The following is a 14,432-nucleotide window of genomic DNA, read 5'->3' as shown; positions in this document are numbered from 1 at the left end:
GATCTATTCAGTTCCCGCGAAGCGCTGCATTCAACTGATCGACGACCTCTGCCCAGTCGGCATCTTCCTCCAGGGCGCTGCGAATCAGTGCTGCCTGAGACCGGTTCCAGAAGGGAGCGTCGGCCAGCTCGATGTCTTCGGGAAGGGGGGAGTGACGTTCGATAAAGGCCTGGATGGAGGCGTCATCGGCGGGCAGGCCGAGCTGTTCGAAGAGTTCACTGAAGGGGTGTGCGCCATGTTCCATATTGATGCTCCTTGTGATGGGTCAAGACTGAGTGGGTGATTCCATGCCTTCAGGATCTTGGTGCCTGAGGGTGGCTTGGCTCGAATACCCGGTCATTCGGATGATATCGAGCCTTGTGGCTGCTGCCTGTGTTCGTCTGCCTCTCAGCCTGCCAGGCTTTCTCTCTCCGGCGCCACCCGTTTGTGCCAGAGACGGGCTCAGCGTTCGCCGACCAGGCTGGTCAGGAAGTGCTGGCGCCTGTCTGCATCGCTGAGCGGCTGGGCCAGTAAATGGATCAGCTTGGTCATGGTGGCTTCGGGGGTCATGTCATCGCCTGATAGTACCTCTGCCTCCATGAGCCCTTGGCCGGCCGCATAGGCTCCGATCTCGATTCTCCCCTGCGGGCACTGGCTGATGGCGGCGATCAGCTTGCCTTCTCCTCTGGCCTGGGCGAGCACCTCAATGAGCGCCGGGTCATCGGCAATATTGCCTCCTCCCCAGACTTCCAGCAGGGCGCCGCCGATGGCGTCGTCGAGCAGCATCTTGGCGAGCTGGTCTGCGGTCATGCCTGGCCATAGGGATATTCTTGCCACGGGCGAGGGGCCGAGAGTGCGATAGTCGGGCAGCTCGAAACGCTGGGTGCCGCGCTGACGATCGACCAGTCCGCGGCCGGGGTAGAGCACCGGGGCGCCGTCGACCAGTTCGCCGAGCAGCGGATAGTTGGGGCTGATGAAGGCGTCTTCGGCCTGTGTCTGCCACTTGCGGGTGCGTACGCCCCGCAGCAGACGTCCAGCGAAGTAGAGCGCGACCTCCTGAAGCGCTGGCTGGGTGGCGAAGCGCAGGGCGCCCTCGACGTTGGCGAGGGCGTCGCTGTCCTCGGCTTCCAGTGGGCGCATGGCCCCGGTCACCACCACGGGTTTGTCGATACCCTGTAGTTGGAAGGCCAGGCTGCTGGCGGTCCAGCTTAGGGTATCGGTGCCGTGCAGGATGATGATGCCGGTATAGGCCTGCTGATGCTCGTCGATCAGTGCCGCCAGGGCCTGCCAGTCGGCAGGGGTGGCGCTGCTCGAGTCGATGGCTGAGGGCGTGGCCATGAAATCGAAGTCAGGCAGGCTGGCCCGTCGAGCCGGCGGCAGGGTGTTCAGCGCATCACGCAGGCGAGGCTCGAAGCTGCCGCCTGGAGAGAGGCCCTGTGGGGTCTCGACCATGCCGAGAGTGCCGCCCGTATAGATGACCAATAGGCGAGAGCGGGGCGCGTGCATGGGCACTCCTGTCAGCGGTTAGGGGGTGTCGTCATGATACCCGATGCGGACTGGGCTGTGACCGGGGCTGGCGCCAGTTGGCGGTCGAGGAAATCGAGCCCTGCCTCGATGGCCGGCCCGGCGGTGAGGAAGGTGGTGTAATGGCCTCGCCATCTTAGCCGGTACAGCGTATTGCCAATGCCGCGCTCGTCCAGAGCGGTCTGGAAGACGTTGGCCTGCTCGATTGGCACCAGGCCGTCGAGGTTGCCGTGAAAGAGAAAGAAGGGCGGGGCGCTATCGTCGAGCTGGCGCAGCGGTGATGCCTGGCGGTAGCGATCCGGGTATTCGGCCTGAGGGCCGCCAATGAAGTCGTTAAGCAGGCGGCCGTCGTCGAACCGTGAAAGATCGGTTGGCGTGCCGCCAGCCAGCACGCCGGCAAGCCGTGTCTCGGGGCCTCCATAGGGGCTGTCCAGCGGGTTTCTGGCATTCATCACCGCAAGCAGGCTGACGAGATGCGCGCCGGAGGAGTAGCCGACGCCGATGATGCGATCGGTATCGATACGCCAGCGCTCAGCATGATGGTTGATCCAGTGCATGGCCTGCTGCAGGTCATGGAGTTGTGCGGGGAAGCGGTAGGTGGGTGCAAACCGATAGTCGATATTGACGGCTACGTAGCCGCGCTGGGCGAGGCGCTTGGCGATGGCGTCCATGTCGGCCCGCTCACGACGCTGCCAGCCGCCTCCGTGAACGACCAGTGCGGCGGGCCTGAGGCCGGCGTCGTCAGCGGTGTCCGGCAGGTAAACATCTGCCTGTAGAGGCGTTGGCCAATCCTTTGGCGTGTAGGTCAAGGCATCGAGACGACGGGTGTCGTGATCGGCGGATGTCTCGTCGAGGCCCAGCGGCAAGGTCGTGCAGCCGGCTATCAGTAGTGTCGGCAGTAGCAACAGGAGTGAAGTGGCCAGGCGGCGCGATAGCCGGGAGGCGACATGCATAGCGGGTCTCCGTCCGTCATGAAGCCTCGTCAATGTATAATTTTTGCATCGATGTTGTACAGTGGTTACAAAAAAGGCGCCTGCACGGCGCCTTCTATCTATGCGAAGTGCTCTTCTATGAGAAGTGCTCTTTTATGAGAAGCACTCTCCACTCAAGAGCTTAGGACCGGGGAGATGCTGTTTAGGCGCTTGTGAGAGCGCTCTGCTGGGGTTCTCCTGCGATGCTATCAAGCGCCCCTAGGCGAATGACCATGGCCTCGACCATTCGTGCCGAGTGCTCGGCGGCCTGATCGATGAACGCCTTGAAAGAGACATTGGACTCTTGGCCTGCGATGTCTGACAGGGCGCGAATGACCACGAAAGGGCACCCATAGAGGTGGCAGGTCTGGGCGATAGCCGCCGCTTCCATCTCTGCGGCGAGCATGGCCGGAAAGCGATCGCGAGTGCGAGCTACTGCATCCGGGCAGGACATGAAGATGTCGCCGGTCGCGATTAGCCCTTCGACGACGCGTAGCTCGCCCAGGGATTCGATGCATTCCCTGGCGATCGCCACTAGCCGGCTATCGGGTAGATAGGCGGCCGGCATCTGCGGTACCTGACCATGTTCATAGCCGAAGACCACGGCATCCACGTCGTGGTGGCGCACCTCGGAAGAAATCACCACGTCACCCACGGCGAGGTCGTCGCCGAAGCCACCGGCGGAGCCGGTATTGATGACGACGTCGGGTTTGTAAACGTCCAGCAGCAGGGTAGTACCTACCGCCGCGTTCACCTTGCCGATGCCAGACTGCAGGATCACTACCTCAACGCCTTGCAGGCGTCCGGTGTGGAAGGTGCAGCCGACATGCTGGCGGGTGCGCCGCTCTTCCAGATGAGAGGCCAGCAGCGCTACCTCTTCGGCCATTGCGCCGATGATGCCAATCTTGTTCATGCGTGTGTCGCCCTGATCATCGGATCATTCAAAGATAAGCTGCCATTCGTCGCGCTTGGCGAGGAAGCCGCGGGCGATCTCTTTGGCGCCTTCGAGGCTGTGGCTGGCGGCCCAGCCGCACTGCATCTCGTTGCAGGCCGGCACTTCATCGGCCTCGAGCACGTCTTCGAGGGTCTTCTCGATCAGCGTGAGGATGCCGTCGTAGTCGTCGTGGTTGATCATCGCCCAGTAGAAACCGGTCTGGCAGCCCATCGGGCTGATATCGACGACCTTGTCGGTGTGGTTGCGCGACATTTCTGCCATCAGGTGTTCCAGCGAATGCAGCCCCGGCATGTCCATGTGGTTCTGATTCGGCTGGCAGATGCGCATGTCGTACTTGTAGATCTCGTCGCCGTGCAGGCCGACGGTAACGCCGGCCAGGCGGACGTAGGGCGCTTTGACCTTGGTGTGGTCGAGATTGAAGCTTTCGACGTTCATCTTCTGGTCGCTCATGTCACCTGACCTCGTCTAACAATTTGATTGGCGATTCGCCCAATGACGATGCGCCTGGGGCGAAAAGAGGAGATTCTAACGCACTGAGCCGGCTGGCGCCTACTCAGGGCCGCAGCGCATCATTCGCCCTTGATGGGGTCATGGAGTTCTGCGGCATAAAGGGTGTTTTCGAGCAGCGAGGCGACCGTCATCGGGCCGACACCGCCCGGAACCGGTGTGATGTGGCTGGCGCGTTCGGCGGCCGGCGCGAACTCCACGTCACCGATCAACTTGCCGTCATCATTGCGGTTAATGCCCACGTCGATGACGATGGCGCCTTCCTTCACCCATTCGCCCTTGACCAGTCCGGGTTTGCCTACGGCGACCACCAGCAGATCGGCGCGGCGCACCTGAGCCTCTAGATCCTTGGTAAAGCGATGGCAGACGGTCGTCGTGCAGCCGGCCAGCATCAGTTCCATGGCCATGGGTCGGCCGACAATGTTAGAGGCGCCGACAATGGTGGCGTCCAGCCCGCGAACGTCGAGGCCGGATTCCTGCAGCAGGGTCATGACGCCCTTGGGGGTGCAGGGGCGAAGTAGGGGTAGGCGTTGAGCGAGACGACCAAGGTTGTACGGGTGGAAGCCATCGACGTCCTTGTCGGGCTGAATACGCTCGAGGATAGGCCGCGGGTCCAGGTGTTCGGGCAAGGGTAGCTGTACCAGGATGCCGTCAATGCGCTCATCGGCATTCAGCTCATCGACCAGCGCCTCCAGGTGGGCTTGGGTAGTGTCCGCGGGCAACTGATGGCGAAAGGAGAGGATGCCGGCTTCTTCACAGGCGCGATGCTTGTTGCGTACATAGACTTCGGATGCCGGGTCTTCACCGACCAGCACCACGGCCAGGCCTGGGCTACGTGCGCCTGATTCGTGACGGGCCGCTACCTGGCGGGCAACCTGTTGACGAACATGAGCGGCAATGGCCTTGCCATCGATCAGTTGGGCGGTCATCGGCGTTTCCTAAAAAGTTAAGTCGGCGGGCTTGGGGTATACCTGCCGCGGGCGACGAAAGATTGAGGGCGTTGATTTTCGCATGAGCTGGCCTCGAGTCAAAGCATGCTTGTGCGAGAGTGTGCGCTAAGGGCTTGACCAGCGGGCAAGGATGCGTAAAATACGCTCCGCATTGAGGCGGCAGTTTTCGCGTCAATGTGCTGCAGTTTGATGCCGACGGGATGTAGCGCAGTCTGGTAGCGCGCCTGCTTTGGGAGCAGGATGTCGGGGGTTCGAATCCCTCCATCCCGACCATGTAACCTTTTGATTTTTTTAAGATAAAGGTGTTGGCAAGGGTTGCAGTTACGAGTCTAGAGGCTTTAGAATGCGCTCATAGCTCAATTGGATAGAGCAACGGCCTTCTAAGCCGTAGGTTGCAGGTTCGAGTCCTGCTGGGCGCGCCACTTTGAGAGTAAGTGGTCGACAGCAAGGCGAGTGCCTGGCAGGCAAGCCGATATGGTGGATGTAGCTCAGTGGTAGAGCCCCGGATTGTGGTTCCGGCTGTCGTGGGTTCGATCCCCATCATCCACCCCATTTTTCGGTTGCTTGTTGTGTTTTTGGTAGTGGTGGATGTAGCTCAGTGGTAGAGCCCCGGATTGTGGTTCCGGCTGTCGTGGGTTCGATCCCCATCATCCACCCCATTACCTTCCCTCCTGATATTTCTTGCTTTTTCATAAACAGGTTCGCGGCCAATGGTCACGAGCGATTTTGCGTGTCTGGGGTCTGTGCGCCTTGGTCTTGCGCCCGTGGCATCTTGTCCTGATGGCCGTGTCCGCAAGGTGGTGTTATCAGTGTTTTTTTATGCTGCAAGAGCAAGGTTTTTGCCGCCAACCCCCTTGTAACAGGCGATAGCGCCCCCATAGTCATGGCATCGCGCTTGCCAGCGTGCATTGGGGTTCTTAGAATTGAACCCCTTTGACCATTCAACGCTTTTTCGAACGCCCCAGTGGTAGAGGACTATTCATGCAAGTTTCCGTCGAAACGACCTCCCAGATCGAACGTCGCGTCAAGGTTCAAGTGCCAGCGGCCGAGATCGACCAGGCCGTCGAGGCTCGCCTCAAGGACACCGCCAAGAACGCTCGCCTGAATGGCTTCCGCCCCGGCAAGGTGCCGATGGCTGTGGTCCGCCAGCGCTATGGGCAAGATGCGCGCAATGAAGTGGTGGGCGAGGTGATGCGTGAGCGCTACGTTCAGGCGATTACCCAGGAAAACCTCAACCCGGCGGGCTATCCGCAGATCGAGCCGACGGTCAATGAAAGCGGTCAGGATCTCGAGTTCGTGGCAACGCTGGAGATTTATCCGGAAGTCGAGCTGGCCAGCATCGAAGGCGCCGAAGTCGAGCGTCCGGTGGTCGAAGTGAGCGATGCCGACGTCGAACAGATGATCGAGACCCTGCGCAAGCAGAATGCCGCCTGGGCCGAAGTCGAGCGTGCCGCCGCAGACGGCGATCAGGTCACCCTCGACTTCCAGGGCTTCCTGGGCGACGAGCCGTTCGAAGGTGGTAGCGCCGAGAACCATGACCTGGTGATCGGTTCCGGTAGCTTCATTCCGGGCTTCGAAGAGCAACTGATCGGTGCCAAAGCCGGTGACGAGACCGAGATCAAGGTGACCTTCCCGGAAGATTATCAGGCCGAGAACCTGGCCGGTCAGGATGCGACTTTCAAGGTCAAGGTCCACAAGGTTAGCGGTCAAGAGCTGCCCGAGATCGATGAAGCCTTCATCAAGCAGTTCGGTGTCGAAGGTGGCGATGTGGATACCTTCCGCACCGAGATCAAGAAGAACATGACTCGCGAAGCTGCTCAGGCCGTTGACAATCGCGTCAAGCAGCAGGTCATGGACGCGCTTAAGAAGGCCAACGACATTCCGGCCCCGCAGGCGCTGGTTCAGCAGGAAACCGACGCCCTCAAGCGTCAGGCCGCTCAGCAGTTCGGCCTGGGCGAGGACTTCGATGTCTCTCAGTTGCCCAACGAACTGTTCGCCGAACAGGCCAAGAGCCGCGTTCAGGTCGGCCTGCTGCTGGCAGAAGTCATCAAGACCCACGAGATCGATGCGTCTGACGATGAGATCAAGGCCAAGGTCGAGGAGCTGTCTCAGCAGTACGAGGACCCGCAGCAGGTCATCGATTACTACATGAGCAACGACCAGCTCAAGAATCAGCTGAAATCGTCGATTCTGGAAGAGAAGGCCGTTGCGGTTCTGCTCGAGCAGGCCACTGTGAAGGATGTCGAGATGTCCTACGAGCAGGCGCTGCAGGCGGCTCAGCAGCAAGCTGAAGCGGCTGAGGAAGAAGAGGACGGCGCCACGGCGTGATAGACGACGGCAGTCGTTGGTAGCCCGGCTTCGGTCGGGCTGTCAAGCATGCTTTACTGTCTCCATGACGCCGCATAGGCGGGGTCGTAATTCAGTCATCGGATGAAGGACGTCACACAATGGGCAACGAGTTCGATATTCAAAACGCTGGCGGCCTGGTGCCGATGGTGGTCGAGCAGAGCGCGCGCGGTGAGCGCTCCTACGACATCTACTCGCGCCTGCTCAAGGAGCGTGTGATCTTCCTGGTGGGACCGGTGGAAGACTACACGGCCAACTTGGTGGTGGCGCAGTTGCTGTTCCTGGAGTCCGAGAACCCGGACAAGGACATTCATCTGTACATCAACTCGCCGGGTGGCTCAGTCACGGCGGGCATGTCGATCTATGACACCATGCAATTCATCAAGCCGGACGTTTCCACCGTCTGTATCGGTCAGGCCGCTAGCATGGGTGCGCTACTGCTGGCCGGTGGCGCCGCGGGCAAGCGTTATTGCTTGCCGAATTCACGCATGATGATCCACCAGCCGCTGGGCGGTTATCAGGGTCAGGCCACCGATATCGAGATCCACACCAAGGAAATTCTCTCTATCCGTCAGCGCCTGAACCAGATTCTTGCCGATCATACCGGCCAGGACATCGAGACCATTGCCAAGGACACCGATCGTGATAACTTCATGAATGGGGCCCAGGCGGCAGAATACGGTCTGATCGATGCCATGCTGGAGAAACGGCCGGCATCCTGATAGCGTGGACGTCATCATCAGCCACGATATGCAACTCCGGCGGCCCTCCGGCCGCCGTTCGTAGAGAGGTACGCAAATGGCCGACGGCAAAGGTAAGGACGAGAGCGGCAAGCTGCTGTACTGCTCGTTTTGTGGCAAGAACCAGAACGAAGTTCGCAAGCTGATCGCCGGCCCGTCCGTCTATATCTGCGATGAGTGCGTCGACCTGTGCAACGACATCATTCGCGAGGAGGTCCTCGAGGCCGATGCCGAGAGCGATGAAGATCGCCTGCCGGCACCGCGAGAGATTCGGCACACCCTCGATGATTATGTGATCGGCCAGGATCGCGCCAAGATGGTGCTGTCCGTGGCGGTTTACAATCATTACAAGCGTCTGCGTGCCGAAGTGAAGAGCGAAGAGGTGGAGCTTGGCAAGTCCAATATCCTCCTGATCGGCCCGACCGGTAGCGGTAAGACGCTGCTTGCCGAGACGCTGGCGCGCTTGCTCAATGTTCCCTTCACCATCGCCGATGCCACGACCCTCACTGAGGCGGGCTATGTCGGTGAAGATGTCGAGAACATCATCCAGAAGCTGCTGCAAAAGTGTGATTACGATGTCGACAAGGCGCAGAAGGGCATTGTCTACATCGACGAGATCGACAAGATTTCGCGCAAGTCCGATAACCCTTCGATCACGCGAGACGTCTCGGGCGAGGGCGTTCAGCAGGCACTGCTCAAGCTAATCGAGGGCACTACCGCCTCGGTGCCCCCCCAGGGTGGTCGCAAGCATCCGCAGCAAGAGTTCCTGCAGGTGGATACGGGCAACATCCTGTTCATCGTCGGCGGCGCTTTCGCGGGTCTCGACAAGGTGATCCGGGAGCGCGCCGAGAAGGGTGGCATCGGCTTTAACGCCGAGGTCAAGAGCAAGGACGAAAGCAAGGGTGTGGGCGATATCCTGCTCGACGTCGAGCCCGATGATCTGGTCAAGTTTGGCCTGATTCCCGAGTTCGTGGGTCGTCTGCCGGTCATCGCGACGCTCACCGAGCTCTCGGAAGATGCCTTGATCCAGATCCTCACCGAGCCCAAGAACTCGCTTGTCAAGCAGTACGTCAAGCTGTTCGAGATGGAAGGTGTCGAGCTCGACTTCCGTGAAGAGGCGCTGCGTGCCGTCGCTGAAAAAGCCATGTCGCGCAAGACCGGTGCACGGGGCCTGCGTTCGATCCTCGAGGCGGTGCTGCTCGATACCATGTACGAGATCCCGTCGCTTGAGGGTGTCACCAAGGTGGTGATCGATGACTCCGTGATTCGTGGAGAAAGCGAGCCGCTGCTGATCTACTCCCAGCAGGAAGACAGCAAGGTGGCGGGCAAAGACGGCTAGGGCCGTTCCCCTCCGGAGCAGGGGCCGCTTTTGCGGCCCCTTTTTTTCGCGCTCTTTTGTCCTGGTGGCCCGCCGCTGCGCTTGTAAAGAGTGCCCGTTGCCCCCATCACCTGTTCAATCATTCGAGCATTGAGGAACGTCTGCGATGCAGCAGAACGCCGAACAGACCCAGAGTCTGCCCCTATTGCCGCTTCGCGATGTGGTGGTTTACCCGCAGATGGTGATCCCGCTGTTCGTGGGGCGAGAGAAGTCCATTCAGGCGCTCGAGGCGGCCATGGCCGCCGACAAGCGCATTCTGCTCGTCGCCCAACGTGAAGCCGGTCAGGACGAGCCTGATACCAGCGACCTGTTCGCGGTGGGCACCGTTGCCGAGATTATGCAGCTACTGAAGCTGCCCGATGGCACCGTGAAGGTGTTGATTGAAGGCGCAGCCCGCGCCGACGTCGGTGATATCACCGTGGTCGACGAAGGCTATAGCCGCGCCGAAGTGACCCTGCGCGAAAGCGAGCCGCTCACCGAGAGGGAGCAGGAATCACTGGTGCGCGTGCTGCTCAATCAGTTCGAGCAGTACGTAAAGCTGTCCAAGAAGGTCCCCAATGAGGTCTTGAACTCTCTGTCCGGGATCGAAGACCCCAGTCGGTTGGTCGATACCATCTGTGCCCATCTGTCGCTGAAGATTGGCGACAAGCAGCAGCTCCTGGAAATGGATCGGGTGCGCGACCGTATCGAGCACCTGATGGCACTGATCGAATCTGAGATCGATCTGCTGCAGGTCGAGAAGCGCATCCGGTCGCGGGTCAAGGACCAGATGGAGAAGTCGCAGCGCGAGTACTACCTCAACGAGCAGATGAAGGCCATCCAGAAAGAGATGGGCGAGCTCGACAACGTGCCCAATGAGGCCGAGAAGTACGAGCAGGCGATCGAAGAGTCCGGCATGCCCGATGAGGCTCGTGAGAAAGCCACTCAGGAGCTTAACAAGCTGAAAATGATGGGACCGTCCTCCGCCGAGGCTACGGTGGTGCGCTCCTATCTCGATTGGCTGATCGCGGTGCCCTGGAAGAAGCGTACTCGGGTCAAGCATGACCTGCTGCGCGCCCAGAAGGTCCTCGACGAAGACCACTACGGGCTCGAGGAGGTCAAGGAGCGTATTCTCGAGTACCTGGCCGTTCAGAAGCGGGTCAAGAAGCTCAAGGGTCCGGTGCTGTGCCTGGTGGGGCCGCCCGGTGTAGGCAAGACCTCTTTGGGGCAGTCGATTGCCCGAGCGACCAACCGCAAGTACGTGCGGCTGGCGCTGGGTGGCGTGCGTGACGAATCCGAGATTCGCGGCCACCGCCGTACCTACATTGGCTCGCTGCCGGGCAAGGTGGTGCAGCGCATGAGCAAGGCCGGGGTCAAGAACCCGCTGTTCCTGCTCGATGAGGTCGACAAGATCGGCATGGATCACCGTGGCGATCCGTCGTCTGCCTTGCTTGAGGTGCTGGACCCGGAGCAGAACGACAAGTTCAGCGATCACTATCTCGAACTTGATTACGATCTGTCCGAAACCATGTTCATCTGCACGGCGAACTCGATGAATATTCCGGGTCCCTTGATGGACCGTATGGAAATCATTCGTCTGCCGGGCTACACCGAAGACGAGAAGCTGGCGATCGCCAAGCGTTATCTGATTCCTAAGCAGCTCAAGGCAAATGGCCTCAAGGATGACGAGCTCTCCTTCGAAGATGATGCCGTGCTCGAGCTGATCCGCTACTACACCAGAGAAGCGGGGGTGCGCGAGCTGGAGCGTCAGGTGGCGAAGGTCTGTCGCAAGGTGTTGCGTGAGCGGATCGAGACTCAGGGCAAAGAAGGTGCGCAAGCGCCTCAGCGGCTGGCAGCGGAAGGCATCGAGCGCCACGCGGGTGTGCGCCGCTACAGCTATGGGCTCGCCGACCAGGAAGACCAGGTTGGGCGCGTCACTGGGCTTGCCTGGACGTCGGTGGGTGGCGAGCTGCTGACCATCGAGTCTGTTCTTACCCCGGGCAAGGGTCGGATCAACAAGACCGGCTCCCTCGGTGATGTCATGAAGGAGTCCGTGAGCGCCGCCCAGACCGTGGTGCGTGCCCGGGCCAAGGCGTTGGGTATCGATACTGAGCGCTTCGAGAAGGAAGATCTGCACATCCACGTGCCTGAGGGGGCGACGCCCAAGGACGGCCCCAGCGCTGGCATTGCCATGGTGACTGCTATGGTCTCTGCTTTTACCGGGCGAGCGGTGCGTTGCGACGTGGCGATGACCGGCGAAGTCAATCTGCGTGGCGAGGTAATGCCGATTGGTGGCCTCAAGGAGAAATTGCTGGCCGCAAGGCGCGGTGGTATAAAGACCGTGCTAATTCCCGAGGAAAACCGCCGAGACCTCAAAGAAGTGCCGGACAATATCAAGGAAGCATTGGATATTCGTCCTGTGCGTTGGATAGATGAGGTGCTAGAGGTTGCTCTTGCCAAGAAGTCTACCCTCGAATCTGATGAAAATCGTCCAGATGACTCTGCTTCTTCCCAAGCGGTGATCAGTACTCATTAGCGGTGATTTTTCCCACCATGCCAAGGGTAAAACCTTGGCATGGTGGGGCTTGGGACCAATAGTTGCTTGACGATCTTTTGCGGCATTGCTATAAATTACGCTTTGCTGTGATCGTTTAAGCCGCCTCAAGATAGCGCCGATTTCCAGTAATTTCTGAAACAGTCAAGGGGTGAAGTGTGAACAAATCCGAGCTGATCGAAGCCATTGCCGCGTCTGCCGATATTCCCAAGGCGGCTGCAAGCCGTGCGCTCGACGCCATGGTCGATAGCGTCACTGAAAGCCTGAAGCAGGGTGATTCCGTCTCTCTGGTAGGGTTTGGCACTTTCTCCATCAAGGAGCGTGCTGCTCGCACCGGCCGTAACCCGCAGACCGGTCAGCCGATCGAAATCAGTGCCGCCAAAGTGCCCAGCTTCAAGGCAGGTAAGGCGCTCAAGGATTCTGTCAACTGAGACGCTGGGCTTTGCCTAGCGGACTGACGGTCTTCTGTATGGCGCATCGCTCAGCGGTGCGCCTTTTTATTGGGCGGGATTCCGTTAGTAGCATGGGATACGCCGAGTCACGGTTGCCCCAGCCCCGTATCAGACGCCTATAATGAACCGTTTTTTCTGCCAAACTCCAGCCGAGGCCAGTAATGCTGCAACGTATTCGGGACCGCTCCACCAGCTGGGGCGCCAAGATCATCATCGGCGCGGTGATCGCGACCATGGCTCTTTTCGGGGTCGACTCTCTGGTCGGTTTGCTGTCATCCGGCGGGGATGATGTCGCCACCGTCAATGGGCAGTCGATCACCCGCCAGCAGGTCGAAGTGCAGGTCCAGCGCGCGATCCGCAGTGGTCAGGTGCCGCCAGAGCAGGAGCGTCAGCTGCGTGGACAGGTACTCGACCAACTGATTCGTACCTCATTGCTGGATCAATACGCTGAAGAAGGTGGCCTGCACCTCTCCGAGGGGCAGCTCGATAACCTGATCGTGACGTTGCCTGAGTTCCAAGACCAGGATGGCAAATTCTCCCGGGAGTTGTTCAAGAACCGCCTGGCGAGTGCCGGCTATACGCCGCTGGCGTTTCGGGCGCAGCTGCGCGATGACATGCAGCGTCAACAGCTGCAGCAGGGGCTCTCGTCTAGCGAGTTCATGCTCGATGATGAGAAGCAGCGCCTAGCGGCTCTGCAAAACCAGACGCGTAGTTATCGCTACCAGCAACTCGACGCCTCCGACCTGGAAGAGGCGTCGCAAGTCAGCCAGGCGGACCTGGAAGCCTATTACCAGGATCACCGCGATGACTACCAGCGCCCGGAGCAGGTGAAGCTGGCCTATCTGGTGCTCGATCGTCGCGAGCTGGCCGACCAGGTCGAGGTGGACGATGACCAGCTGCGCTCGCTCTATGCCGAGCGTGTCAGTGAAGCCGATCGTCGTGTCTCGCATATCATGCTGACCTTTGGCGATCAGCGCACTCGAGAAGAGGCGGTCGCCGCCCTCAAGAAGGTCAAGGAACGTCTGGCCGCCGGTGAGTCCTTTGCATCGCTTGCCGCGGAAGTGTCGGACGATACGTCCACCAGCGATAGCGGTGGCGACCTGGGTGTGATCAGCCGTGGCTTCTTCGGCGACGCCTTTGACAGTGCCGTGTATTCCCTCGACCAAGGGCAGGTGTCGGATATCGTCGAAACCGACAACGGACTGCACCTGCTCAAGGTCACCGAAATCGAAATCCCGTCCTTCGAGGAGCTGCGCGGAGAACTGCGCGATCAGGCAGCGCTTGCCGACGTGGATGATCTTTTCAATGAGCGTGTCCAGCAGCTGATCGATGAAAGTTTCGCTGCCGATGACCTGGCGAGTATCGCCAAGGATGTGGGTGCCGAGCTTCAGACCAGCGACTGGGTGTCGGCCGACAGTGCCGAAGGCGTGCTGGCCGAGCCTGGGGTAATGGATGCCGCCTTCACGAAGGACGTGCTCGAGGAAGGCTTCAACAGTGAGGTGATCGAGCTGGACCAGGATCGCCGTATGGTGCTGCGCGTGCGGGATCATCGCCCGGCCACCACTCTCGAGCTCGATGAAGTGCGTGACCGCGTGTCTGCTGCGGTCGAGAAGCTCAAGGTGCAGGAGGCGCTGACGGCGCTTGCCGAGAAGCGTGTGGCGGCACTACGCGATGGCTCACAACAAGTCGTCGATTGGCAGCGGGTCGAGTCCGCGACACGTCAGAGCGGCAGCAATGTGCCCGCTGCGGTGAACGGCTTGGCCTTCCGCCTGCCGAATCCGGAAGATGGCGCGCCGGTGTACGGTCAGACGGCGACTCAGAATGGTGTGGCGCTGGTGGCTCTGGATGCCGTGCAAGAGGGCGATGTGTCCGATGCTAGCGAGTCCCGCGTCGCTCAACTGGTCGAGCGCCTGCGTGCACAGGCGGCAGTCAGCGGGCTGCTCGAGCAGCTGCAAAATGATGCCGAGATCGAGCGTCTCTAGTGGTTAGCTTGGGCAGGTGCTAGCCGAGCCCCGTTAGTCCGGGATAAGAAACGCGACCCTCATGGGTCGCGTTTTTTTATGCAGCCCTCGTATCAAGTGACCTATGTATCAAATG

Annotated in this window: 12 protein-coding genes and 4 tRNA genes; 10 read left to right on the top strand and 6 right to left on the bottom strand. The window is 60.1% G+C overall.

Annotated elements, in window-relative coordinates:
* Positions 1-7: 7 nt before the first annotated feature.
* The 6 genes from BLR71_RS16240 to folD all read right to left on the bottom strand — a co-directional run bounded on the left by BLR71_RS16240 (position 8) and on the right by folD (position 4,865).
* On the bottom strand, positions 8-244 hold the full coding sequence (locus tag BLR71_RS16240) for a DUF2789 domain-containing protein (protein ID WP_092528714.1): 237 nt from the start codon (positions 242-244) through the stop codon (positions 8-10).
* A gap of 197 nt (positions 245-441) precedes the next feature.
* Positions 442-1,485: an asparaginase gene (locus BLR71_RS16235; RefSeq protein WP_092528712.1), complete on the bottom strand. Its 1,044-nt coding sequence runs from the start codon at positions 1,483-1,485 to the stop codon at positions 442-444.
* Between the two features lie 11 nt (positions 1,486-1,496).
* A complete protein-coding gene (locus BLR71_RS16230; RefSeq protein WP_092528710.1) occupies positions 1,497-2,456 on the bottom strand; it encodes an alpha/beta hydrolase in 960 nt (319 codons plus the stop codon).
* Positions 2,457-2,637: 181 nt separating this feature from the next.
* The gene (gene mtnN, locus BLR71_RS16225) at positions 2,638-3,387 is read right to left on the bottom strand and encodes a 5'-methylthioadenosine/S-adenosylhomocysteine nucleosidase (protein ID WP_092528708.1); all 750 of its coding nucleotides are present in this window, start codon (positions 3,385-3,387) and stop codon (positions 2,638-2,640) included.
* A 24-nt stretch (positions 3,388-3,411) separates the two neighbouring features.
* Positions 3,412-3,879, bottom strand: coding sequence for an S-ribosylhomocysteine lyase (locus BLR71_RS16220; protein WP_092528706.1), 468 nt, complete (start codon positions 3,877-3,879; stop codon positions 3,412-3,414).
* A 119-nt stretch (positions 3,880-3,998) separates the two neighbouring features.
* Entirely contained in the window at positions 3,999-4,865 is an 867-nt protein-coding gene (gene folD / locus BLR71_RS16215) for a bifunctional methylenetetrahydrofolate dehydrogenase/methenyltetrahydrofolate cyclohydrolase FolD (protein WP_092528704.1), read from the bottom strand.
* A gap of 217 nt (positions 4,866-5,082) precedes the next feature.
* On the opposite strand from folD, the gene BLR71_RS16210 reads away from it, so the two are divergent.
* From BLR71_RS16210 to BLR71_RS16165, 10 genes are all read left to right on the top strand, one after another.
* Positions 5,083-5,159 (top strand) — tRNA-Pro (locus BLR71_RS16210).
* Positions 5,160-5,231: 72 nt separating this feature from the next.
* Positions 5,232-5,308: transfer RNA gene (locus BLR71_RS16205), tRNA-Arg, on the top strand.
* A 55-nt stretch (positions 5,309-5,363) separates the two neighbouring features.
* Positions 5,364-5,438, top strand: a tRNA-His gene (locus BLR71_RS16200).
* Positions 5,439-5,470: 32 nt separating this feature from the next.
* Positions 5,471-5,545 (top strand) — tRNA-His (locus tag BLR71_RS16195).
* Between the two features lie 322 nt (positions 5,546-5,867).
* Positions 5,868-7,214, top strand: coding sequence for a trigger factor (gene tig / locus BLR71_RS16190; protein ID WP_092528702.1), 1,347 nt, complete (start codon positions 5,868-5,870; stop codon positions 7,212-7,214).
* Between the two features lie 119 nt (positions 7,215-7,333).
* Positions 7,334-7,954: an ATP-dependent Clp endopeptidase proteolytic subunit ClpP gene (gene clpP / locus BLR71_RS16185; protein ID WP_092528700.1), complete on the top strand. Its 621-nt coding sequence runs from the start codon at positions 7,334-7,336 to the stop codon at positions 7,952-7,954.
* Positions 7,955-8,030: 76 nt separating this feature from the next.
* Positions 8,031-9,311: an ATP-dependent Clp protease ATP-binding subunit ClpX gene (clpX, locus tag BLR71_RS16180; protein ID WP_092528698.1), complete on the top strand. Its 1,281-nt coding sequence runs from the start codon at positions 8,031-8,033 to the stop codon at positions 9,309-9,311.
* Between the two features lie 145 nt (positions 9,312-9,456).
* Positions 9,457-11,865: an endopeptidase La gene (lon, locus tag BLR71_RS16175; RefSeq protein ID WP_092528696.1), complete on the top strand. Its 2,409-nt coding sequence runs from the start codon at positions 9,457-9,459 to the stop codon at positions 11,863-11,865.
* Between the two features lie 176 nt (positions 11,866-12,041).
* A complete protein-coding gene (hupB, locus tag BLR71_RS16170) occupies positions 12,042-12,314 on the top strand; it encodes a nucleoid-associated protein HU-beta (RefSeq protein ID WP_092528694.1) in 273 nt (90 codons plus the stop codon).
* A 182-nt stretch (positions 12,315-12,496) separates the two neighbouring features.
* Positions 12,497-14,317 (top strand): SurA N-terminal domain-containing protein, encoded by a 1,821-nt coding sequence (locus BLR71_RS16165; protein WP_092528692.1) that lies wholly within the window; start codon positions 12,497-12,499, stop codon positions 14,315-14,317.
* The last annotated feature ends 115 nt before the right edge of the window (positions 14,318-14,432 follow it).

The sequence above is a fragment of the Onishia taeanensis genome, from assembly GCF_900100755.1.
GTDB classification, from domain to species: Bacteria; Pseudomonadota; Gammaproteobacteria; order Pseudomonadales; family Halomonadaceae; genus Onishia; species Onishia taeanensis.
This window is presented reverse-complemented; position numbering and strand designations above follow the sequence as displayed.

Coding starts and splice junctions, on each gene's coding strand:
- BLR71_RS16220 (WP_092528706.1), bottom strand. CDS start 3,879: ATGAGCGACCAGAAGATGAACGTCGAAAGCTTCAATCTCGACCACACC.
- mtnN (WP_092528708.1), bottom strand. CDS start 3,387: ATGAACAAGATTGGCATCATCGGCGCAATGGCCGAAGAGGTAGCGCTG.
- clpP (WP_092528700.1), top strand. CDS start 7,334: ATGGGCAACGAGTTCGATATTCAAAACGCTGGCGGCCTGGTGCCGATG.
- BLR71_RS16235 (WP_092528712.1), bottom strand. CDS start 1,485: ATGCACGCGCCCCGCTCTCGCCTATTGGTCATCTATACGGGCGGCACT.
- BLR71_RS16230 (WP_092528710.1), bottom strand. CDS start 2,456: ATGCATGTCGCCTCCCGGCTATCGCGCCGCCTGGCCACTTCACTCCTG.
- BLR71_RS16165 (WP_092528692.1), top strand. CDS start 12,497: ATGCTGCAACGTATTCGGGACCGCTCCACCAGCTGGGGCGCCAAGATC.
- folD (WP_092528704.1), bottom strand. CDS start 4,865: ATGACCGCCCAACTGATCGATGGCAAGGCCATTGCCGCTCATGTTCGT.
- lon (WP_092528696.1), top strand. CDS start 9,457: ATGCAGCAGAACGCCGAACAGACCCAGAGTCTGCCCCTATTGCCGCTT.
- tig (WP_092528702.1), top strand. CDS start 5,868: ATGCAAGTTTCCGTCGAAACGACCTCCCAGATCGAACGTCGCGTCAAG.
- BLR71_RS16240 (WP_092528714.1), bottom strand. CDS start 244: ATGGAACATGGCGCACACCCCTTCAGTGAACTCTTCGAACAGCTCGGC.
- clpX (WP_092528698.1), top strand. CDS start 8,031: ATGGCCGACGGCAAAGGTAAGGACGAGAGCGGCAAGCTGCTGTACTGC.